We start from the raw sequence: 21,322 nt of genomic DNA on the forward strand, positions 1-21,322 counted from the left end.
ACCCGATCAACCGAATTCATGGGTAAATAACATTTTTTGTTGTAAAGCGGCCAGGGAATGCTCTAGCCTTGCGCCAATCCAATTCCCCCGCGTCGTCTCCCCCGCATGAAAACCTCCCGATGGCGTGTCTGCGCAGCCGATATGAGTAACTGCCAATGAACGCCGAACCGATGAGCCCCTTCCGCGGGATCAGCTTGAAGCTGATTTCGGTTGGCTTTTTTCTGGTCATGCAGACCTGTATCAAGGCCGCGGGCGATGTGCCTGCGGGTCAGATCACCTTCTTCCGCTCCGCCTTCGCGATTTTGCCCATTGTCGTTTATCTCGCCTGGCTGCATGCGCTGGCAAGCGCGCTGCACACCAACAATCTTCTCGGCCATTTCAAGCGCGGTTTTCTCGGTATTCTTTCGATGGTCTGCGGTTTTTACGGGCTGACCATGCTGCCGCTGCCGGAATTCATCGCCATCGGTTATGCTTCACCGCTGCTTGCCGTCGTTTTCGCCGCCTTCATCCTACGGGAGAAGGTGCGCATCTATCGCTGGAGCGCAGTCTTCGTCGGCATGATGGGGGTGCTGGTCATTCTGTGGCCGAAGATGACACTTTTGCGGGAAGGCGGCTTTGCTGCGGGCGAGGGGCTGGGCGCCATTGCCGTGCTGTGCGGCGCGGCACTCGGCGGGCTGGCGATGATCCAGGTGCGGCAGCTGGTGGAGACGGAAAAGACCCCGACCATAGTGCTCTATTTTTCGCTCACCGCCACATTGTTGTCGCTGATCAGCGTGCCCCTCGGCTGGAGCGCGCTGACGATGACGCAGGCCATGCTGTTGATCACCAGCGGCATCTGCGGCGGCGTCGCGCAAATCTTCCTGACGGAAAGTTATCGCCACGCCGAAGTCTCCGTCATCGCGCCGTTCGAATACAGTTCCATCGTCTTCGGGATCGCGGTTTCCTATATCCTCTTCGGAGATATTCCCACCATCACCATGCTGGTCGGCACGGCGATCGTCATCCTCGCCGGCATCTTCATCATTTTCCGTGAGCATCAACTGGGTCTGGCGAGACGGGCGGCGCGCAAGGCCTCGACGCCGCAGGGGTGAGGGGTGTTTATCCCCGCGGTACACTTGTCGCATTGTATCGAGTTGATGACGACGGGTCTCTCTTCTCTCGGCGTCATCCTCGGGCCTGTCCCGAGGATCTGCCAACGTTTTGATTTTGTTGAGGTGCTTAGATCCTCGGGTCAAGCCCGAGGATGACGTCAGAGCATGGGGGGCAAAAACCTCGCAACCCTCTCGCGAAAAAAAGCTCCACAAAATGCAAAAGGCGCCTTCCCGAAGAAAGACGCCAGCGCGCAATCATATCTATGGACCAGTGTTAAACTGGTCTGAGTGCTTCTCAGCCCTCGCGGAAATCCGCAAAGACTGCCGAGGGACGCGTCACGCGGACCTGCTGCATGGCAGCGCGTGCGGTCATCTGTTCGTTTGCGGCTGCGCCGAAACGATGGTAACCCTGACTGGAGCGAGGGCCGAGGCCCGCCAGGCGGAGCGTTTCAAAGCCGGAATGTACCGGACGGAAGCGTGTGGTCATTGCCTTGGTTCCTTTAACCGAATTCCTCCCAAGACACGTCCAGTATATCGCAGCGCAGCATGGATTCGGCAAGCCGGCCAAATGCGCCGCTGTTATGCGTAATGCGCATGGCTTTTTTCATAATTCATTTACATTGATCAGGAATGAGGCAATCAGCCTTCAGTGATCTTTGCCTGAAAAGCCAATAAATCCTGCCAGGCCAAGGACTTGCTGGCTGGCGCGTTGAGCAGTTCCTGGGGGTGCAGGCTTGCGAGCGCCGGCAGAATCAGGTGTCCGGCTGCGACATCACGCCACTGTCCGCGCAGCGTATGGATGGTGCCGGTGCCGCCAAAGAAGAAACGTGCGGTGAAGTTGCCGAGAAGCAACAGGTGTTTCGGCTCCGCCAGCGCGATCTGGCGCTCGATGAAGGGGCGGCAGATATCCATCTCGGCCTGAGTCGGCGGACGATTGCCGGGCGGCCGCCACGGCACGACATTGCCGATCATGATGGCGCTGCGTTTCAGGCCGATGGCCGCCAGCATGCGCTCGAGCAGCAGCCCGGTCTTGCCGGCAAAGGGCGTGCCCTCGCGGTCGTCATCGGCGTCAGGCATGGGGCCGATGACCATGATGGCGGAGGCGGGGTCGCCCTCGCTGAAAATCGTATTGCGCGCGCTGTTCTTGAGGTTGCAGCCGTTGAAACCCTCAAGCGCGGTTTTCAGTTCGCCAAGCGAGCGCGCGCTTTCCGCCGCAAAACGCGCGGCAGACACGGCCTGCTCGTCCGGTATGGCGACATTTTGCTGGATGGCGGGGGTTGCCGGTGCACCGCGCGCCGGAGCGCTCCGGCCTGGCGCTTGCCGTTGAGGGGCGTCGGCACGGTGATTGTCCGGGCTCTGCGCCTGCCTTGCCGGTGCGGCAGTGTCCTGCCCCGGCTCCCGTCCGGGCATCGGGCGGGCAGGACGGGCGGCGGCAAATTCGGCGAAGCGGTCGACCGGGTTCTCTTCCAGCATCCAGTCCACGCCCGCATCCGCATGGAAATGCAGGAGGGCGGCAAGTTCGGCCGGGGAAAGGTCGTGGGCGGCGATCATGGGTGGAAATTACCCCATGTTCGCCGCTCGCGATACCCGCTAATCACGCTGTCCAGCGCTGAATATCGCCGCTTTCGCCGATCATGGCGAGACCATGGGCGATCGAGAGCAGCTCGCCACCGCTTTCGATCCGGTCTGCATCGAAACGGCGGGTGAAAAGCTCCCGCACCGCCGGCACGAAGGAGGTGCCGCCGGTGAGGAACACCTTGTCGATCGCCTCTGGTGCAACTTTCGTCTTCTCCAGAACCTCGTCCAGCGCACCCTCGATCTTGGCCAGATCGTCTGCGATCCAGTTGTTGAAATCGCTGCGTTTCACCATCTTGCGTCCGGCCTTGCCGAGCGGCGAGAAGTTGAATTCCGCCTCTTCGGCAGACGACAGCGCCATCTTGGTGGCGGAAATCGCCTGATAGAGCGGGTAACCTTCATCATGCTCGACGAGGTCGATGAAGAGTTCCAGCTTGTCCGGCTCCAGCGCCGAGCGGACCAGCGATTTGAGGTCGGTGAATTCCTTGGAGGTCTTGAAGATCGACAGCTGGTTCCAGCGGCCGAAGTTCACGTAATAACCCGAAGGCACGTCCAGCACCTTGTCGAAGCTTTTGAACTTGCTGCCTTTGCCGATCTCAGGTGAGACCAGATTGTCGATCATGCGGAAGTCGAAATGATCGCCCGCCACGCCGACGCCGGAATGGCCGATGGGGGTGGCGGAAAGCTTGCCGGCATGGGTCTCGAAACGGATCAGCGAATAGTCCGTCGTGCCGCCGCCGAAATCCGCCACCAGCACGTTGGCGTCCTTCTTCAGGCTCTGGGCGAAATAATAGGCGGCCGCCACCGGCTCGTAGACATAGTGGATTTCCGGGAAACCGGCCCGGGTGAGCGCTTCGTTGTAACGGGCAAGCGCCAGCGTTTCGTCCGGATTGCTGCCGGCAAAACGCACCGGCCGGCCGGCGACGACGGTCGACACATCACCCGGCCATTCGGACCCCGCATAGGTCTTCAGCTTGCGCAGGAACACCTCCATCAGGTCTTCGAAGCTCTGGCGCTTGGCGAAGATCAGCGTGCCCTGAAACAGCGGCGAGGCCGCAAATGTCTTGATCGACTGCAGGAAACGACAGTCGCCGGCATTGTCGATGAATTGCCGGATGGCGGCTTGTCCCGCCTCCACATGCAGGGCGGCGGCACCCAGGCCGGCATCCTTCATGAAAGAGAGCGCCGTGCGCATGCTGTCATCCGTGCCCGCACTGCTGGTGAAGCGCATGGAATGGCTTGCGCTGCCAGTGTCGGAAAGAGCCATGACCGTGTTGGTCGTGCCGAAATCGAGGCCGAGAGCCCGCTTTTGCGTCATCGCCATATTCCTTGTGCCGATAGAAGAACCCGCCCGGCCCTTGGGCGGCCCGGCGTGAAGATAAGGGATGCCCTTGGCACCCCGATGTCAGAGGAGGGCGGTTGATTGCACAAGGCCAACGGAATGGCAAGCGCCGCCCATTGTTTTTGCGCCCTGTGCCGCCTGTCTTTGGTTTTTGAAAAGGGACGGCACCGTCGCGGCGCATGGTAAACAGAATGATTATTCCATGATGAAACAACACGGTAGTTTTGGAAAATAACTTTAGGGATTCGCTGCTAAGGTAATGCACATCAAGTAACAGGCATGAAGACAATGCTGATTTGTTATGTGAAATAAATATTTTATTCAATAATTGTATGTTTTTCTGGCGCAATTTATTTGATCGCCTGTCGTTTTCGTAGCCGTGGAAATTCGATGCCCTACAAGATCAGCCAATACGTATTGGACGAGGCGACGCCTGACCGCAGCGGTATCGTTCAGGGTGATATGGACGTTTTCATCCACCAGCTCATGACACTCATGGAGGTGTCGCAACAAGGCTTCGCGCTATTTGACGGAAATGATGAGCTTCGTTTCGCCAACAGCGCCTTCCGCGCCGCGCTTGGCATAGGACGGAGTGAATTCCCAAGCTGGGTGGATATGATGCGCAGCGGTTATCGCACGGCCACCGGCACGAGCATAGAGACTTCGGATTTCGAATTGTGGCTGCGCTCGGCAAAGACGCGGCGTGGCAAATTGCCGTTTCGCACCATCGAAACCAGCCTGAAGGACGGGCGGTGGATGCTGACGACCGAAACGACGTTGCCGGGCGGCTGGATGCTGTGCGTCATCACCGACGTGTCTGAACTCGGCATCGAATTGCGCGATCTGCGCCAGGAGCGGGACCGGGCGCTCAAATCCGCGCTGAGTGACGAACTGACCGGACTTGGAAACCGCCGTTATGCGATGGATACACTCAACCATCTGCTGGGTCCGAACAAGGCGCAGGCGCTCGCCGTCATCATCATGGATATCGACCACTTCAAGAGTGTCAACGACCGCTTCGGCCATGCCTATGGCGATCTCGTGCTGAAAGATTTTGCGGCCCGCCTTTCCGCCACCGCCGGCCGTGATGATCTTCTCGGCAGGATCGGCGGCGAAGAGTTTCTGCTGGTCCTCAGCGGGTCGCGGATGCACAGCGCCGATAGTCTGATGCGGCAGCTTTTGTCATCGCTGGCGCAGGCTTCGCCTTTTGGGGACAGGCCGGATTTCCGTTACAGTTGCTCCGCCGGCATCGCCTATGCCAATCCCGGCGAAAGCGCCAGCGACGTGCTGCGCCACGCCGATACCGCGCTTTATGAAGCCAAGAATACGGGGCGAAACCGTTACGTGATCTACGGAACGGTTCCTTGATTGGCCTTGAGGCGGAAGCCTTTAATTCGACTTCGCCGCACCGCCATCCACCCGCAGCATCGTGCCGGTAATATAGCTCGCCGGCACCGAGCAGAGGAAAGCGCCCGCGGCGGCAAATTCTTCCACGGTGCCGAGGCGACCGGCCGGAATGCTCTTGACCGAAGCTTCACGGATTTCCTCGACGCTTTTGCCGAGACGCTTGGCATTGGCGCCATCCAGCTCGTCGATGCGGTCTGTGTGGATGCGGCCGGGCAGCAGCAGGTTGGAGGTGATGCCGAAGGGGGCCACTTCGGAGGACAGCGTCTTGCTCCAGCCAACAAGCGCGCCGCGCAACGTGTTGGAAAGGGCGAGATTGGGGATGGGTTCGAACACGCCTGACGAGGCAACGGTGAGGATGCGGCCGAAACCCTGTTCCTTCATCTGCGGCAGCAGAGCGTTGGTCAGCGTGATGACGCGCAGCACCATGGACTGGAAGAAGGTGTCGAGCTTGTCAACCGTCATTTCCTGCGCAAGGCCGGGCGTCGGGCCGCCGGTATTGTTGACGAGGATATCGATGCCGCCGAGCTTGTCCTTGACGGCTTCAACCATGGCCGCGACGAAATTGTCATCGGCAAGATCGCCCCACACCCAGTCGGCCTTGCCCTTGCCGAGCGCATTGATCGCCTTGCAATTTTCCGCCAGCTTTTCACCGCTTCGGCCAACCAGAAGAACGTTTGAGCCTTCTTTCGCCAGCGCGGTGGCAATGCCCAGCCCAAGGCCGCGAGAGGAGGCGAGAACGAGGGCGCGTTTGCCGGAAATGCCGAAATCCATGGAGTTTGTCCTGTCCTGTGAGTGCCGTATGTGCTGTTTATAGGAAGGTGGCGTCCGATTTTGAAGGTCAAATACACGTCATGACAGAACAATCCCTGCTGAAGTTTTCCATCGCCGTCACGGTCCTGCTGGCCGCGTTCGGCATTGGCGCCGGCCTGTTTTCCGGTTCTTTCGCGGTGGTGTTCGATGGTGTTTATGCGCTCACCGACGCCTTCATGACGGTGCTGGCGCTGCTGGTGGCGCGGCTGATCGCGGCCTCCGCTGCGCCGCGCCCCGGTGGCCGGCTGGCGGAGCGCTTCACCATGGGCTTCTGGCACCTGGAGCCGATGGTGCTCGGTCTTAACGGCACGCTTCTGATGGGCGCGGCGATCTATGCGCTGATCAATGCCATCGACAGCCTGATGGATGGCGGCAGATCGATCGAGTTCGACTACGCCATCATCGTCACCTTCTTCAGTTTCGCCGTCTCGCTTGCCATGGCATGGTTCGTCAAACGGCAGAACCGCAGGCTGAAATCCGCCTTCGTTTCGCTGGACGCCAAAAGCTGGCTGATGAGCGCGCTCTTGAGCATTGCGCTGTTCGTCGCCTTCGCCATCGGCTACGGGCTGACGGGAACATCGCAGGCGTGGCTTTCACCCTATATCGACCCGGCCGTGCTGGCGCTGGTCTGCCTCGTCATCATTCCCATGCCGCTCGGCAATGTGAAACAGGCGCTCGCCGACATTCTTCTGGTCACCCCGCTGGAATTCAAGCAGCATGTGGACCGGGTGGTCGCGGAAACCGTGGAAAAATTCGGCTTTTCCTCGCATTATTCCTATGTCGCCCGCGTCGGCCGCGGCCGGCAGATCGAACTCTTCTTCATCGTCCCCAGGAACTGGCCACCCCGGCGCCTGGAGGAATGGGACGCGATCCGCGACGAGATCGGCAATGCGCTCGGCGGCGAGGGGAGTGACCGCTGGCTGACGATCGTGTTCACGACGGATGAGGAATGGGCGGTTTGAATGCTCCGTGCGTCAGCCTCAGTAGAACTGTATTTACGGTGCTGTAGCCGCTCTGCGATCTCCCGCCAAATACCACGCTACAGACATTATCACGATGCCGCCTCCCGTCAGGACGATGGGCGATATGACTTCATTGTAAAATAGCCAGACCCATACTGGTCCGAGAATAACATCCAGCATGGAAATTAATCCGGCCTCGCCGGCGTTTATACGCCGGGATCCTTGGAGCAGGAATATATAGCCGAATGCCGTGGTGAGGACGCCGTAAAGTGCGCAGGCGATGATCTGCGTCGCAGCGGGTATCTCAAATTGCATCAGCGGCAGCGCGACGCAAATGCAGATCAGGGCTGCAAGAGCGGTCATCAGGGTGGTGTCCATGTCCGGAAAGCGCTTCGCGATAACGATTTGCGTGGAGCATCCCGTGGTCATGATGAAGGCGGCAAAGATACCGAGCATGTCCTGGTGCGATACTGCCGCGCCAACCGAAATCAATACTCCGACGAAAGCCACGCAGCCAGCGATGACGAAACGGTAGGTAACCCGATCCCGCAAGCACACAAATGCGATGCCGGCCACTATAAATGGGAGTGTCGCATAGATCGTCATCACGTTGGCGACGGTCGTCCATCGCAGGGACGCGATATATGTAATCGCCGCGATCGCAGACACCAAGCATCCGGCAACGCCGGGGAAACCGAATGACATCGACGACCGTTGTCTGGCAAATCTATTTCGAAGCAGAAAAAACGCCCCGAGAGCCAAAAAGGTGAAGGCAGAACGCCACGCCACCATCGACCACATATCCATATCCGCCATTCGGACGAAAAGCCCAGCCGTGCTCCATAAAACTGCCGAGGCTGCTACAAGATATATGCCACTAGAACGTTCATGTGCTAGACTCATATAGGCATCGCTCCAAGGAGGGAAGTATGTATAATCAGCAATGTAGACGATCGGTCTAATTATGAGTGGTCAATCTGCGACGCGCACGCGTCTCATTTCGGAGGGAATGCGCCAGCTGCTCGCTCACGGGTATGAGGGCGTGGGGATCGGCCCGATCCTGAAGGAAGTGGATGTCCCAAAAGGGTCGTTCTATTACTTCTTTGCGAGCAAGGACGACTTCGTGGTGGCGGTCATCGAGGCCTACGAGCAAAAGTATGCGCATATCAGGGAGCGACTTTTTTCGGATACATCGTTGCGCGCGTTGCAGCGCCTATCGGTATATTTTGAAACGCTGGAACTGGAGCTTAAGCAAGACGGGCCTTATGCAGGGTGCCTTTACGGCGTCATTGCGCAGACTTCCGCCGGCCGTAGCGCTCTGGTTCGGGGCGCGCTTGCTATTTCATTCGGGCGATGGGAGACGAGTATTCGCGAACTGCTCACCCAAGCCCAATATGAAGACGATGTTGCCGACGATGAGGATGTTTCGGATCTTTGCGCTTGTATCATCGAGGCTTACGAGGGTGCGCTTATTCGCGTGAAAGCCACGGGCGATATAGCCGCTTTCACCCGGTTTAGAATCAAAGGCTTACAAAGGCTGATAGCGAACATGCAACACAATGACCGCGTGGTTTCTGAAGACGGGCGATAGGCTGACATTATTCAAGACGGTGCCTAACTCAAGGATCGAAAACATGCTTTTGCGATCTCTCGTTTCGAGACGTTAAACCAATCATACTTGACGGCCGAAGGGGCGGAGCCTATTCTTTTTGTTACGTGCACGTAAAAGTAATCCGTATTCATCAGGTTGTCTGACAATTGACTGGCGCACGACCTGATTTGGCATTATAGACGCTCGACAAAGGCGTCTCGCTTTGCGAAGACAGATGCCGATCGCTGCGGTGTCGCGGATGGGCTTTTTGTCTGGCGCAGGCGGTGCGACCCGGTGGTACGAAAGACGATAACAACAGCCGGATGGGACCGGCGATCTGAGAGGACAAGATGACGGAAGCGATGGAACTGCCCGAACGCGAAGCGATGGAATTCGACGTTGTGATCGTCGGCGCTGGTCCTGCTGGTCTTGCCGCTGCGATCCGTCTGAAGCAGGTCGAGCCGGAGCTTTCGGTCGTCGTTCTGGAAAAAGGCGCTGAAGTCGGCGCGCATATCCTCTCGGGCGCCGTGGTCGATCCCATCGGCATCGACCGGCTGCTGCCGGGCTGGCGGCAAGAGGAGGGGCATCCCTTCAAGACAGAGGTCAAGGATGACCAGTTCATGTTCCTAGGCCCGGCCGGCTCCATCCGCCTGCCGAATTTCATGATGCCGCCACTGATGAACAATCACGGCAATTACATCGTCTCGCTTGGCCTCGTCTGTCGCTGGCTGGCGGAAAAGGCGGAAGCGCTCGGAGTCGAGATCTATCCGGGCTTTGCCGCCACCGAAGTGCTTTATAATGACGAAGGCGCCGTCATCGGCGTCGCCACCGGTGATATGGGCATCGAAAAGAATGGCGAGCCTGGCCCCGCCTTCACCCGCGGCATGGAGCTGCACGGCAAATATGTGCTTGTTGGAGAAGGCGTGCGTGGTTCGCTTGCCAAGCAGCTGATTTCCAAATTCGACCTGTCGAAAGATCGCGAGCCGCAGAAATTCGGCATCGGCATCAAGGAACTCTGGCAGGTCAAGCCGGAGCACCACAAACAGGGCCTCGTGCAGCATTCCTTCGGCTGGCCGCTGGGTTTCAAGACCGGTGGCGGCTCGTTCCTCTATCATCTCGAGGACAATCTCGTCGCGGTCGGCTTCGTCGTCCACCTCAACTACAAAAACCCCTATCTTTACCCCTTCGAGGAATTCCAGCGCTTCAAGACCCATCCGGCCATTCGCGATACCTTCGAGGGCGGCAAGCGCATTTCCTATGGCGCGCGCGCCATCACCGAGGGCGGTTACCAGTCGGTGCCGAAACTCACTTTCCCCGGCGGCGCGCTGATCGGCTGTTCGGCCGGTCTCGTCAACGTGCCGCGCATCAAGGGTAGCCACAATGCCGTGCTGTCGGGAATGCTGGCGGCGGACAAGATCGCGGCAGCAATTGCGGCCGGCCGCGCCCATGACGAGGTGGCGGAGATCGAAGTCGAATGGCGTGACGGCGATATCGGCAAGGACCTGAAGCGGGTGCGCAACGTCAAGCCGCTCTGGTCGAAATTCGGCACGCTGGTTGGCGTCGGCCTCGGCGGTCTGGACATGTGGACGAACCAGCTGTTCGGCTTTTCCTTCTTCGGCACGCTGAAGCACGGCAAGACGGATGCGCAAAGCCTCGAACCGGCGTCAAAGCACAAGCCGATCGCCTATCCGAAGCCGGATGGCGTGCTGACCTTCGACCGGCTGTCGTCGGTGTTCCTGTCTTCCACCAACCATGAGGAGGACCAGCCGGTGCATCTTCAGGTGAAGGACATGGAATTGCAGAAGCGCTCCGAACACGACGTCTTTGCCGGTCCTTCGACGCGTTACTGTCCGGCCGGCGTTTATGAGTGGGTGGAGAAGGATGGCGAGGAAGTTTACGTCATCAACGCGCAGAACTGCGTGCACTGCAAGACCTGCGATATCAAGGACCCCAACCAGAACATCAACTGGGTGCCGCCACAGGGCGGCGAGGGGCCGGTTTACGCCAATATGTGACGGGGTGAACGTATCACTCTTCGTCATGCTCGGGCTTGTCCCGAGCATCTGCAACGAATGATTTTACGATACTTGGACGAATCCTCGGGACAGGCCCGAGGATGATGTCGGGACCGCGCGCGTGACCGAATGGACGGCCCCTGCGGAGCGTGCCGTTTCTGCCTGCAAAAACTCATTCCAACAACATAGACGCAATAAGCCCTCGCCGCCGCATCGCGTCCGCCATGACGCAACAGTAGCGACCATTGCCTCTTTTCCCTCAGTATTTGTGGATTGCTCTTCGATTTCTTACATATAGGATGTTGGGGTATTGTAACGTCATCCGGCCCGTGGATTGCGGGGCGATAATGCGGTAACGCCTTGAATGTGCATATGGTCCCGGTTCGGCTCAAGAGCTGTTGCGTTTGCGCCGTCGCCCGGCGACAGGGAGTGAAAGAATGTCCGGCTTTCAGAGGCTGAATATCGTAGGAAAGACACGGTTTGGCGCTGCTGTGGCGGCGGGGGTGGTTTTGGCGGCCGTTTTGCTGAGCGGCGGCCCGCTCGGGGCTGCCAGCTGCCGCACCGATGCCATGGCCGGCATCGACTGGCGCGAATGCAACAAGCGCATGCTGATGCTCGGCAGCAGCAATCTCGATTCGGCGATGCTTTACGGCACGGATTTCACCTATACCGACCTGCGCGGCTCGTCGCTGAAGGGGGCCAATCTTGAAAAGGCCAAGCTCATCCGCACGGCGCTGGGCGAGTCGAACCTGCAGGGCGCCAATCTGACCAAGGTGGAAGCCTATCGCAGCGATTTTTCCGCTGCCGACGCCACCAATGCCAAATTCATCAATGCAGAAATGCAGCGAACCAGATTCGAGAAGACCAAGCTCGACGGTACGGATTTCACCAAGGCCGAACTCGGGCGTGCGGATTTCGAAGGCGCGTCGCTGAACGGCTCGAAGTTTTCCCTGACCAACCTGTCACGTGCCCGCTTCGGCGGCGCCACGCTTGGCGGTCCGGTGGATTTCACCAGCGCCTTCCTGCTGCTTACCCGCATCGAAGGTGTCGATCTCTCGACGGCCACCGGCCTCGACCAGAAGCAGATCGACATTGCCTGTGGCGACGCCAAAACCAAATTGCCGAATGGCCTCACCGCGCCGGCTTCCTGGCCGTGCCCGGAAGATCCTGATGATGATTGATGGAACGGCCGCGCGGTTTTCGCGCGCGGCACGGATATCTCCTTAAGGGGCAGAGGCGTCCGCGATGCGGAGGCCTCGCCGTCGATCAGAAGCCCGAAAGCACGATCTTGCCCTTGGCCGTGTTGCTCTCGATCAGGGCATGCGCCTTGATGAGGTTTGCGGCATTAATGGTGCCGAAAACCTCCGTCAGCGTCGTCCTGATCTTGCCGGCGTCGACCAGTTCCGCGACGTGATTGAGCAATTTGTGCTGCTCGATCATGTCAGGTGTCTCGAAAACCGCGCGGGCGAACATCATTTCCCAATGGATCGACACGCATTTGCGCTTGAAGGCCATGACGTCGAAACCGCCGGCCGGATCGTCGATCAGCGCAAAACGGCCCTGCGGCGCAATCGTCGCCACGCTGTCGGCGGCGTGGATATCACTATGGGTGGTCGAGAAGACAAAGCCTGGCGCACCGAGGCCAAGCGCTTCCACCTGCGGCGCGATCGGCTTGCTGTGATCGATGACGTGGTGCGCGCCGAGTTCCTTCACCCACTCCATGGTTTCCGGCCGCGATGCCGTGGCAATGACGGTGAGATCCGTCAGGGCACGCAGAAGCTGGATGGCAATAGAACCGACGCCGCCGGCGCCGCCGATGACAAGAACGGCATTGGCAGCACCCGGAACCGGCTCCTTCACCCGCAGCCGGTCGAACAGAGTCTCGTAAGCGGTGATCGCTGTCAGCGGCAGGGCGGCGGCTTCTTCGAAATTCAATGATTTCGGCTTTGCGCCGACGATGCGCTCGTCGACCAGATGGAATTCGCTGTTGGAGCCCGGACGGTTGATGACGCCAGCGTAAAACACCTCGTCGCCCGGCTTGAACAGCGAGACCTTGTCGCCGATGGCCTTCACCACACCCGAAGCGTCGAAACCCAGCACGCGGGTGGCGCCATTTTCCGGCGACTGGTTGCGGCGCACCTTGGTGTCCACAGGATTCACCGAAACCGCCTTCACCTCCACCAGAATGTCATGCCCCTTGGCTTCCGGCTGGGGCAGATCGATGTCGATGAGGGCATCCGCCGCAGTGACGGGCTGGCTGGTCTTGTAACCGATGGCGCGCATGAACAGTCTCCTTTGCTTGTTTGCGTGCCTCTTACTTGATACATATGAACATCAATCGCAAGAATGCACATTTTGTGGTGATACATACAAAAAGGATACTGTAGATGTCGCGACCGCGCGCCAAGCTCACCGGCAACTTTCCCGGCTGCCCGGTGGAATCGACCTTGAGTTTTCTCGATGGCAAATGGAAGGGCGTGATCCTTTATCACCTCATCAACGAGGGCACGTTGCGCTTCAACGAACTGCGCCGCCACATTCCCAGTGTCACCCAGCGTATGCTGACCAAGCAACTGCGCGAGCTGGAAGAGGCGGGCCTGATTTCGCGCACCGTTTTCCCGGTGGTGCCGCCGCGGGTGGATTATGCGCTGACGCCGCTTGGCGAGACGATGCGGCCGGTCATTTCGGCGCTGAAAAGCTGGGGCGACGCGCATGTCGTGTGCAGGAACGGCGAGAAATATACGCGGGCGCCCACGGTTGCGGAGAAGGCGGCCTGAGAGAAATCACGGGTAAAAGCAAGGTCGCGCGCAGGCCATTTCATGGTGCGATGCAACACGGATTTGCCCCGATTGATGCATAATGCTGCGAAACTCGATTCGCAGCAGGGACATCAAAGCACATGAGCATGGGTTGGATGGAGGCCGGATTTCTCGGTCTATTGCAAGGACTTACGGAATTTCTTCCGGTTTCTTCAAGCGCGCATCTCAGGATCGCCGGGGAGTTCCTGCCATCAGGCGCAGATCCAGGCGCCGCCTTCACCGCCATTACCCAGATCGGCACGGAAATGGCGGTGCTGGTCTATTTCTGGTCCGACATCATGCGGATTGCGGCCGCCTGGCTGCGGCAGAACCTGCGCCTTGGCGAATATAACAAGGCCGATGCCCGGCTCGGCTGGCTGATCATCGTCGGTTCGGTGCCGATCGTGTTTCTGGGGCTGTTATTCAAGGATGCGATCGAACATTCGCTGCGCAATCTTTATATCACCGCGGTGATGCTGATCGTCTTCGGCATCGTTCTTGGCCTTGCCGACAAGATCGGTGAGAAGCGCTACAAGCTGAACCAGTTGATCTGGCGCGATGGTATTCTCTTGGGTTTCGCGCAGGCCATGGCGCTCATTCCCGGCGTCTCGCGTTCGGGCGGCACCATCAGCGCCGGCCTTCTCCTGGGGTATACCCGCGAGGCAGCGGCGCGGTATTCCTTCCTGCTCGCCGTTCCCGCCGTCTTCGGCTCCGGCTTCTACCAGCTGTTCAAGAGCATCGGCGAGGACAATCCGGTCGGCTGGGGCCAGACCGGGCTTGCCACTCTGATCGCCTTCATCGTCGGTTATGCCGTGATCGTCGTGTTCCTGAAGCTGGTCTCGACCAAGAGCTACATGCCCTTCGTCTGGTACCGCGTGGTCATCGGCTTCATTCTGCTCGCCCTTTTGGGAACGGGCGTCATTAGCGCCGGCGGCTAAAGGGGCGGGCCTCGCGCTTTTCCCGCTACAAATGAAAAGGCCCGCTCTTTCGAGCGGGCCTTTTGTCTTTAGAGCAACGTGCCGCTCAAAATAACCAGCGCCACCGAGAAGTAGATGACGAGGCCGCTGACATCCACCAGCGTGGCGACGAAGGGTGCCGAGGCGCTGGCGGGATCGAGCCGCAGGCGCTGCAGCAGGAAGGGCAGCATGGAACCGGCGAGCGAACCGAAGGTGACGATGCCGACCAGTGCCGCAAAGACGGTGGCACCGACCAGCAGCCAGTGTTCGCCGTAATTGTAGAAACCTGCCTGCTGCCAGATGGTCAGCCGCAGGAAGCCGATGGCGCCGAGGATGCAGCCAAGCGTCAGGCCCGTCGGGATTTCCCGAAGCAGCACCCGCCACCAGTCCGAAAGCTTGAGTTCGCCGAGCGCCAGCGCCCGGATGATGAGCGAGGTGGCCTGCGAACCGGAGTTGCCGCCAGACGACATGATGAGCGGAATGAACAGCGTCAGCACGACGGCTTTTTCCAGCTCGCCCTCGAAATGCTGCATGGCGCTTGCCGTCAGCATTTCACCGAGGAACAGGGCTGCGAGCCAGCCGGCGCGCTTGCGGATCATGTCCGGAAAGCCCATCGCCATATAGGGCTTGCCGAGCGCTTCCATACCACCGAACTTGTGAGCATCTTCCGTGGTGTCGGCGATCATGGTGTCGATCACGTCGTCAACGGTGACGATGCCGAGAATATGCGAGTGGTCGTCGACGACGGGAAGCGCCAGAAGGTCATGCTTGCGGATGAGCCGGGCCACATCCTCCTGCGACATCAGCGGGCTTGCATAGGCAATGCCCTCCTTCGACGCGACGGAGAGGATGGAAGCGCCGGGCTCGCCGGTCAGCAGGCGACGCAGCGTCACGACGGTCGTCAGCGTCCCGTCCTCAGCCAGCACGTAGATGGCATAGACCGTTTCACGCGACCGCTCGACGACGCGGATGTGCGAAAGGGTCTGTTCCACCGTCCAGTCAAGGGGCACGCTGACGAATTCCGTGGTCATGATGGAACCAGCCGTGCGCGGCGGATATCCCATCAGATGTTTGATGGAGAGCGCGGTCGTGCGGTCCAGCCGGGCAAACAGCTTGGCACGCGGCTCTTCTTCCATTTCCGCCATGACGTCGGCGACGCGGTCGTCGGACATCAGGTTGACGAAGCGGGCGGCCTGTTCAAGGGGAATGCCAGCAATGATGGCGGCTGCGTCATGCAGTTCCGGCCGGTCGAGAATGGCCACGGCCTTTGCCTGCGGCATGGCAAGCAGGGCAGCGACGGCTGCGTCGGTATCAAGCGTGTTGAGGTGCTCGACACGTTCTGCAATGGTGGTGGAACCGGCATTTCCGCTGCGGAGAAGACGTGCGGCCTTGCTGGCTCTCTGGGAGAGAGTGTGGAAGTTCATGATTGCTCACCTTTCCGTCGATTCGCCGATTACGGCGAACGCGGTGGTGAGCCGACAGAGGTCGGATCAGTTCCCGTTCGCCGCTTTCGGCAAAGGCAATCGACTACTACTGTCGCTAGACATCTAATGATGCTCCGTTGAAATCCGCACTGTGCCGGGTCACGGCCGGTGCGTAACGCCGTGTTGCGCCTGAAACGAAAAAGAGTCAAGCGAGCCGATTGTGAAATTTCCGTAAGGTTTATGAGGCGTGCCGGAGAGGGCGTTTTGACCGCTGAAAAACCGGCTGTCAGCCGGCTTTTGCGCGCCGTTCAACGGTGACCGAAACAAGGAAAACGCCAAGCCCGAGAAGGGAGAGGACCGCGCCGACATACCCTGTCGAGGCGTAACCGAAACCCATGGCGATGACGAGGCCGCCAAGCCAGGCGCCGAGCGCATTGGCAATGTTGAAGGCGGAATGGTTGGAGGCGGCGGCCAGTGTCTGCGCATCCTGCGCCACATCCATCAGCCGGGTCTGCACGGCCGGGCAGGCGGCAAAACCGCAGCCGATCAGGAACACGCAAAGGCACAGCATGAACGGGTTGTCCGCCGTCATGCCGAACACCGTCATGACCAGCACGTTGAAGGCCAGCATGCCGCCAATCGTGCCATTGAGCGAGATATCTGCGAGCCGCGAGCCGACCACATTGCCGACATTCATGCCGATGCCGAACAGCGCGAGCACCATGGAAACGGTGGAGACAGGCATCATCGCCACATCGGTGGTGGTCTTGGCGATATAGCTGAACACCGAGAACATGCCGCCGAAACCGACGGCGGCGATAGCGAGCGTCAGCCACACCTGCACGCGCCTGAATGCGCCGAGTTCGCGCCACACGCTTGCGCCTTCCTCCACCTTGTCACGCGGCTGGAACAGCCACAGAAGCGCGACTGTCAGGAGCCCGATGCCGCCGACCAGCATGAAGGCCGCACGCCAGGACAGGAGCTGGCCGAAGAAGGTGGCAAGCGGCGTGCCGAGCAGGGTGGCGATGGTGAGACCGAGCATGACGCGGCCAACCGCGCGGGCACGCTTGTGGATAGGCGCCATAGAGGCCGCCACCAGTGCTGCAACGCCGAAATAGGCGCCATGTGGCAGGCCGGTAACGAAACGCAGCAGGGTGAAGCTCAGAAAGTCAGGCGCAAGCGCACTCAGGATATTGCCGGCCGCAAATAGCCCCATCAGGCCAAGAAGCAGCGTGCGGCGCGTTATGCGCGCGGCGAGAACCGCAATGATCGGCGCGCCGATGACGACGCCCAGCGCATAGGCCGTGATGACATAACCCGCCTGCGGAACGGTGACGCCATAGGTGGTGGCGACGTCAGGCAGCAGGCCCATGATGGCGAATTCGCCGGTGCCGATGCCGAAACCGCCGGCGGCCAGCGCCAGTTCGATCAGCGCGATGGCAAGCGGTGAAAGGGCGACGGCTGGTGCTGCCGTGTAAACGGTTTCACTCTCCGCACCAGGGCGGGCTTCGGACATATTCGACTGGCTCATCGTGACCTGAAAAACGGGAAGGGCCCACAGAAAAAAGGGCAAGACCGTATGGGAACGGTCTGCCCTGACTGGAGATGCGCGGTCATGAAAATGACCTTAAGTGACCCCTAACATGAAATGACGCATTGCGGTAGAGCGATTCGCGGTAAAAAAACATCTTCACGCGATGGTGTTCGGAACTCTATTGGAAGCCAGGCATTTACGCGCGGCTGCGTTGCGGGATCGGGTTGGAAACATGAAGCTCATAGCAATTTTCAATCGCGACGGTGGCACATTTCGCACCACTGATATGGACGCCTATTGCGATCATGCTCGCGCGGTCTTCTCCCGCGCCGGCCACGAAATCGACTGCCGTCTGGTTTCCGGCAAGGACATCGTCAAGGAGATGGAACGCGCCGCCGAGGAGCCGGGCATTGAAGGCATCATCGCCGGCGGCGGTGACGGCACGATTTCCGCCGCGGCGGCAATCGCCTGGAAACACGGCATCGCGCTTGGCATTGTTCCAGCCGGCACCATGAACCTCTTCGCCCGCTCGCTGAAACTGCCGCTCGACATTCGCCAGGCCTTGGAAACACTGGCGCATGGCGAAATCGCCAGCGTCGACATCGCCAGCGTCAATGGCCGCCTTTTCGTGCACCAGTTTTCCGCGGGCCTGCATTCGCGCATGGTTCGCTATCGCAACAATCTCGCCTTCGCTTCCCGTCTCGGCAAGATCAAGGCGAGCATCCGCGCTGCCATCAGCGTCATCCTCAATCCGCCGGTCTTCGAGGTGGAATATACCGTTAATGGCAAAACTCAGCACCGCAAGGTCTCGGCGATCTCCGTCTCCAATAACGAGTTCGGCCAGAATTCCCTGCTCGTGGCGGAGAATGTCTCGGGCGGCCATCTCGGCTTTTACCTCACCGATCCGCTGCGCCCCTCGGGCGTTGCAAAACTCGCCCTCGACATTCTGCGCGGCAAGCTCAAGGAAAACGCTGCTGTGACGGCGATGACCGTAACGGAAGTGGAACTGCATTTTCCGAAGAAACGCCACGATGTGCGCTGCGTCATCGACGGTGAACTGTTGCCGATGGAGCGGGACGTCGCGCTGAAGGTTCACGCCGGCGAGTTGAAGGTACTGGTGGGGCGGGCGTTTTTCGCATAGCGCAACCGACTGTAAATTCAGGGGCTGCGCCGAGCCAATCAATATTCCCTTAAAAACCACCAGCCTTGCCAAATCGAAGCTGCCCGGCCATGTTCGGCGGGCGCGGTGGCGCGAGCGCCGTTGCCTTTATGGGAGTGCGATCTGTCATGAATGAAGTCTCCAAGCCGATGTCCAATCTCGCGGCCATCGATGCCGCCCATCACCTTCACCCCTTTTCCGACATGGGCAAGCTGAACGCTAGCGGCACCCGCATCATCGAACGGGCCGAAGGGGTCTTCATCTACGACAGCACCGGTAAGAAATATCTCGATGCCTTTGCCGGCCTCTGGTGCGTGAATATCGGTTATGGACGCCGCGAGATCGCCGATGTCGTGCAGCGCCAGATGAATGAGCTACCTTATTACAACGCCTTTTTCGGCACCACCACGCCGCCCGCGACGCTTCTGGCGCAAAAGATCGCCTCGCGCGCCGGACCTGGCATGAACCATGTGTTCTTCACCAATTCCGGTTCGGAAGCCACCGACACCTGGTTCCGCATGGCGCGGGTCTACTGGAAGGCGCTCGGCCATCCCACGAAGACCAGGGTGATCGCAAGACGCAACGGCTATCATGGCTCGACGGTCGCAGGCGCTTCGCTCGGCGGCATGAAATGGATGCACGAACAGGGCAACCTGCCCATCGAAGGCATCGCCCATATCGGCCAGCCCTATTGGTATGCCGAGGGTGGCGATCTCTCACCGGCTGAATTCGGCCTGAAAGTGGCCCGCGAACTGGATGCGAAAATCGATGAACTCGGCGAGGAAAATGTCGCTGCTTTCGTGGCCGAACCCATTCAGGGCGCAGGTGGTGTCATCGTGCCGCCGGAGACCTACTGGCCGGAAATCACCCGCATCTGCAAGGCGCGCAACATTCTGCTGGTGTCCGATGAGGTGATCTGCGGTTTCGGCCGTCTCGGTTCGTGGTTCGGATACCAGCATTTTGGCGTGGAACCGGATCTCGCTCCCGTCGCCAAGGGCCTGTCATCGGGTTATCTGCCGATCGGTGGTGTCATCGTTTCCGACCGGGTGGCGGAGGTGATGCTTTCCGAGGTCGGTGATTTCAACCACGGCTTCACCTATTCCGGCCATCCCGTCTGCGCCGCCGCGGCACTGGAAAACCTCCGTATCATTGAGGATGAGGGGCTGGTGGAGCGGGTACGTGACGATATCGGCCCCTATTTCTCCGAGGGCTGGAAAAGCCTTACCGATCATGAACTGGTGGGCGAGGCCGTGAATGTCGGCCTGATGGGCGGTTTGCAACTGACGGCGGACAAGGCAACCCGCAGACGTTTCGCCAAGCCGGACGATATCGGAACCGCCGTGCGCAATCATTGCCTGGCAAACGGCCTCGTCATGCGCGCCACGGGAGATCGCATGCTGGCCTCGCCGGCGCTGACCGTCAGCCGTTCCGAAGTGGACGAGATCATCGAGACGCTGCGCCAGGGGCTCAACCACCTGCGCGATACACGCGAGCATTTCTAGGAAAAGTGGACACCGGTTTTCCGTTAGGAAATGCGGAAAAAAGATTCCGAGGGAGGAATAATCACATGGCAGGACAGGAACATCATTACGCCGTGCAGGTGAAATGGACCGGCAATCGCGGCAAGGGAACGTCTGGCTACCGCGATTATGAGCGCGACTACACGATTTCCACGGCGGGCAAGGCGGATATCGCCGGCTCCTCGGACCCCGCCTTCCGCGGTGATCCCTCCCGCTGGAACCCGGAAGACCTGCTCGTCGCCTCGCTCTCGGCCTGCCACAAGCTCTGGTACCTGCATTTTTGCTCCGTCAACGGCATCATCGTCGAAGACTATGTCGACAATGCCGAAGGCACGCTTGTCATGGAAAAGGATGGTGCCGGGCAGTTCAGCGAAGTGGTGCTGAAACCGGTCATCACCATTTCGAAGGGTGATCCCGCCCGGGCGGATGAGCTGCACCATGACGCGCACGACAAATGCTTCATCGCACGGTCGGTGAATTTCCCCATCCGCGTGGAGGGGACGGTGAAGGTGGTTTGAGGTTCAGACAAATTGCAGACCGAGATGATCGGCCATCGGCTGAAAGTCCCGGTCATTGTGCAGCAATTTATGTCCGTGCTCGATACAATAGGTGCCGATGATGAGGTCGTTGCTTTTCCGTATGGTATAGCCGCGGCCGCGCAGAAAGCGATAATTTGCAGCAGCCTTGATCGCGAGTTGAGGAGACATCATCACAACGCAGGGAAATTCGCTCAGCATCTGTTCAAGATGGCGCGCATGATAACCATCGCGCGCGCCTCTCAGCACTTCCAGAAGAATGATGTCGCCGATCATAACTTCGCCCTGTGCCATCAGGGTGCGGAATTTGGCGGAAAGGGCAGGGGCGTCTTTTCGAATGAACGAAATCCAGGCAGAGGTATCTGCGACGATCATTTGGCGTTCTTCACGTCCCAATCCGTATCGGCATTCCAATCCGTCCGCATTTCATCCAGATTGCCTTCCCAGCCCATGCCTTCCAATGCATCGAGGGCGCGCATCTGGCGATGAATGCGCACGAGATCGCGCAACGCCTTTTCCACGGTTGCCTTCTTGGTAGACAGACCAGTGATTTCCATCGCTTCTGCGATCAAGGCGTCATCAAGCTCAATATTCGTGCGCAT

General features: G+C 59.5%; 21 protein-coding genes. 11 read left to right on the forward strand and 10 right to left on the reverse strand.

Annotated features, from left to right (window positions below):
• The first annotated feature begins 155 nt into the window (after nucleotides 1–155).
• Nucleotides 156–1,091 carry a DMT family transporter gene (locus tag NYR50_RS03170; protein ID WP_080809876.1) on the forward strand — a complete coding sequence of 312 codons (936 nt, stop codon included), beginning with the start codon at nucleotides 156–158 and terminating at the stop codon, nucleotides 1,089–1,091.
• 295 nt (nucleotides 1,092–1,386) lie between these two features.
• Here the strand turns inward: NYR50_RS03170 and NYR50_RS03175 are convergent, their stop codons facing one another.
• From NYR50_RS03175 to NYR50_RS03185, 3 genes are all read right to left on the reverse strand, one after another.
• Complete coding sequence (locus NYR50_RS03175) at nucleotides 1,387–1,578, reverse strand: hypothetical protein (protein WP_418136750.1); 192 nt, start codon at nucleotides 1,576–1,578, stop codon at nucleotides 1,387–1,389.
• A gap of 152 nt (nucleotides 1,579–1,730) precedes the next feature.
• Complete coding sequence (locus tag NYR50_RS03180) at nucleotides 1,731–2,642, reverse strand: uracil-DNA glycosylase family protein (protein ID WP_418136751.1); 912 nt, start codon at nucleotides 2,640–2,642, stop codon at nucleotides 1,731–1,733.
• A 43-nt stretch (nucleotides 2,643–2,685) separates the two neighbouring features.
• Complete coding sequence (locus tag NYR50_RS03185; RefSeq protein ID WP_092770422.1) at nucleotides 2,686–3,984, reverse strand: Hsp70 family protein; 1,299 nt, start codon at nucleotides 3,982–3,984, stop codon at nucleotides 2,686–2,688.
• A gap of 414 nt (nucleotides 3,985–4,398) precedes the next feature.
• Between NYR50_RS03185 and NYR50_RS03190 the strand changes: the two genes are divergently transcribed.
• Entirely contained in the window at nucleotides 4,399–5,376 is a 978-nt protein-coding gene (locus NYR50_RS03190; RefSeq protein ID WP_418136752.1) for a diguanylate cyclase domain-containing protein, read from the forward strand.
• A gap of 21 nt (nucleotides 5,377–5,397) precedes the next feature.
• On the opposite strand, the gene NYR50_RS03195 is transcribed toward NYR50_RS03190, so the two are convergent.
• Nucleotides 5,398–6,186: an SDR family oxidoreductase gene (locus NYR50_RS03195; protein WP_174008055.1), complete on the reverse strand. Its 789-nt coding sequence runs from the start codon at nucleotides 6,184–6,186 to the stop codon at nucleotides 5,398–5,400.
• 80 nt (nucleotides 6,187–6,266) lie between these two features.
• On the opposite strand from NYR50_RS03195, the gene NYR50_RS03200 reads away from it, so the two are divergent.
• Nucleotides 6,267–7,187 (forward strand): cation diffusion facilitator family transporter, encoded by a 921-nt coding sequence (locus NYR50_RS03200; protein ID WP_418136753.1) that lies wholly within the window; start codon nucleotides 6,267–6,269, stop codon nucleotides 7,185–7,187.
• A gap of 33 nt (nucleotides 7,188–7,220) precedes the next feature.
• Here the strand turns inward: NYR50_RS03200 and NYR50_RS03205 are convergent, their stop codons facing one another.
• Nucleotides 7,221–8,090, reverse strand: coding sequence for a DMT family transporter (locus NYR50_RS03205; protein WP_418136754.1), 870 nt, complete (start codon nucleotides 8,088–8,090; stop codon nucleotides 7,221–7,223).
• Nucleotides 8,091–8,196: 106 nt separating this feature from the next.
• Between NYR50_RS03205 and NYR50_RS03210 the strand changes: the two genes are divergently transcribed.
• The 3 genes from NYR50_RS03210 to NYR50_RS03220 all read left to right on the forward strand — a co-directional run bounded on the left by NYR50_RS03210 (nucleotide 8,197) and on the right by NYR50_RS03220 (nucleotide 11,974).
• Nucleotides 8,197–8,778 (forward strand): TetR/AcrR family transcriptional regulator, encoded by a 582-nt coding sequence (locus NYR50_RS03210; RefSeq protein WP_418136755.1) that lies wholly within the window; start codon nucleotides 8,197–8,199, stop codon nucleotides 8,776–8,778.
• Nucleotides 8,779–9,128: 350 nt separating this feature from the next.
• The gene (locus tag NYR50_RS03215) at nucleotides 9,129–10,793 is read left to right on the forward strand and encodes an electron transfer flavoprotein-ubiquinone oxidoreductase (protein WP_418136756.1); all 1,665 of its coding nucleotides are present in this window, start codon (nucleotides 9,129–9,131) and stop codon (nucleotides 10,791–10,793) included.
• Between the two features lie 437 nt (nucleotides 10,794–11,230).
• Nucleotides 11,231–11,974, forward strand: coding sequence for a pentapeptide repeat-containing protein (locus tag NYR50_RS03220; protein WP_418136757.1), 744 nt, complete (start codon nucleotides 11,231–11,233; stop codon nucleotides 11,972–11,974).
• Between the two features lie 85 nt (nucleotides 11,975–12,059).
• Here NYR50_RS03220 and NYR50_RS03225 read toward each other — a convergent pair whose 3' ends face one another.
• Nucleotides 12,060–13,076: a zinc-binding alcohol dehydrogenase family protein gene (locus tag NYR50_RS03225; protein ID WP_418136758.1), complete on the reverse strand. Its 1,017-nt coding sequence runs from the start codon at nucleotides 13,074–13,076 to the stop codon at nucleotides 12,060–12,062.
• A 104-nt stretch (nucleotides 13,077–13,180) separates the two neighbouring features.
• Here NYR50_RS03225 and NYR50_RS03230 point away from each other — a divergent pair, with 104 nt between their 5' ends.
• Together NYR50_RS03230 and NYR50_RS03235 are read left to right on the forward strand one after the other, a co-directional pair.
• Complete coding sequence (locus NYR50_RS03230) at nucleotides 13,181–13,570, forward strand: winged helix-turn-helix transcriptional regulator (RefSeq protein ID WP_174008070.1); 390 nt, start codon at nucleotides 13,181–13,183, stop codon at nucleotides 13,568–13,570.
• Between the two features lie 122 nt (nucleotides 13,571–13,692).
• A complete protein-coding gene (locus NYR50_RS03235) occupies nucleotides 13,693–14,529 on the forward strand; it encodes an undecaprenyl-diphosphate phosphatase (RefSeq protein WP_418136759.1) in 837 nt (278 codons plus the stop codon).
• A 68-nt stretch (nucleotides 14,530–14,597) separates the two neighbouring features.
• On the opposite strand, the gene mgtE is transcribed toward NYR50_RS03235, so the two are convergent.
• Both mgtE and NYR50_RS03245 read right to left on the reverse strand, forming a co-directional pair.
• Nucleotides 14,598–15,971 carry a magnesium transporter gene (gene mgtE / locus NYR50_RS03240; protein WP_092769462.1) on the reverse strand — a complete coding sequence of 458 codons (1,374 nt, stop codon included), beginning with the start codon at nucleotides 15,969–15,971 and terminating at the stop codon, nucleotides 14,598–14,600.
• 286 nt (nucleotides 15,972–16,257) lie between these two features.
• Nucleotides 16,258–17,502 carry an MFS transporter gene (locus NYR50_RS03245; RefSeq protein WP_174008074.1) on the reverse strand — a complete coding sequence of 415 codons (1,245 nt, stop codon included), beginning with the start codon at nucleotides 17,500–17,502 and terminating at the stop codon, nucleotides 16,258–16,260.
• A gap of 235 nt (nucleotides 17,503–17,737) precedes the next feature.
• Here NYR50_RS03245 and NYR50_RS03250 point away from each other — a divergent pair, with 235 nt between their 5' ends.
• The 3 genes from NYR50_RS03250 (at nucleotide 17,738) to NYR50_RS03260 (ending at nucleotide 20,702) form a co-directional block, all read left to right on the forward strand.
• The gene (locus NYR50_RS03250) at nucleotides 17,738–18,646 is read left to right on the forward strand and encodes a diacylglycerol/lipid kinase family protein (protein ID WP_080809831.1); all 909 of its coding nucleotides are present in this window, start codon (nucleotides 17,738–17,740) and stop codon (nucleotides 18,644–18,646) included.
• Nucleotides 18,647–18,792: 146 nt separating this feature from the next.
• The gene (locus NYR50_RS03255; protein WP_418136760.1) at nucleotides 18,793–20,166 is read left to right on the forward strand and encodes an aspartate aminotransferase family protein; all 1,374 of its coding nucleotides are present in this window, start codon (nucleotides 18,793–18,795) and stop codon (nucleotides 20,164–20,166) included.
• Nucleotides 20,167–20,231: 65 nt separating this feature from the next.
• On the forward strand, nucleotides 20,232–20,702 hold the full coding sequence (locus tag NYR50_RS03260; protein ID WP_080809823.1) for an OsmC family protein: 471 nt from the start codon (nucleotides 20,232–20,234) through the stop codon (nucleotides 20,700–20,702).
• A 3-nt stretch (nucleotides 20,703–20,705) separates the two neighbouring features.
• Here the strand turns inward: NYR50_RS03260 and NYR50_RS03265 are convergent, their stop codons facing one another.
• A complete protein-coding gene (locus tag NYR50_RS03265) occupies nucleotides 20,706–21,095 on the reverse strand; it encodes a PIN domain nuclease (RefSeq protein ID WP_418136761.1) in 390 nt (129 codons plus the stop codon).
• Entirely contained in the window at nucleotides 21,092–21,322 is a 231-nt protein-coding gene (locus tag NYR50_RS03270) for a type II toxin-antitoxin system VapB family antitoxin (RefSeq protein WP_121690111.1), read from the reverse strand. The genes NYR50_RS03265 and NYR50_RS03270 overlap by 4 nt, the downstream gene beginning before the upstream one ends.

The organism is Agrobacterium sp. El2ro-1b, from assembly GCF_048298475.1.
In the GTDB taxonomy this organism is placed as follows: domain Bacteria; phylum Pseudomonadota; class Alphaproteobacteria; order Rhizobiales; family Rhizobiaceae; genus Agrobacterium; species Agrobacterium fabrum.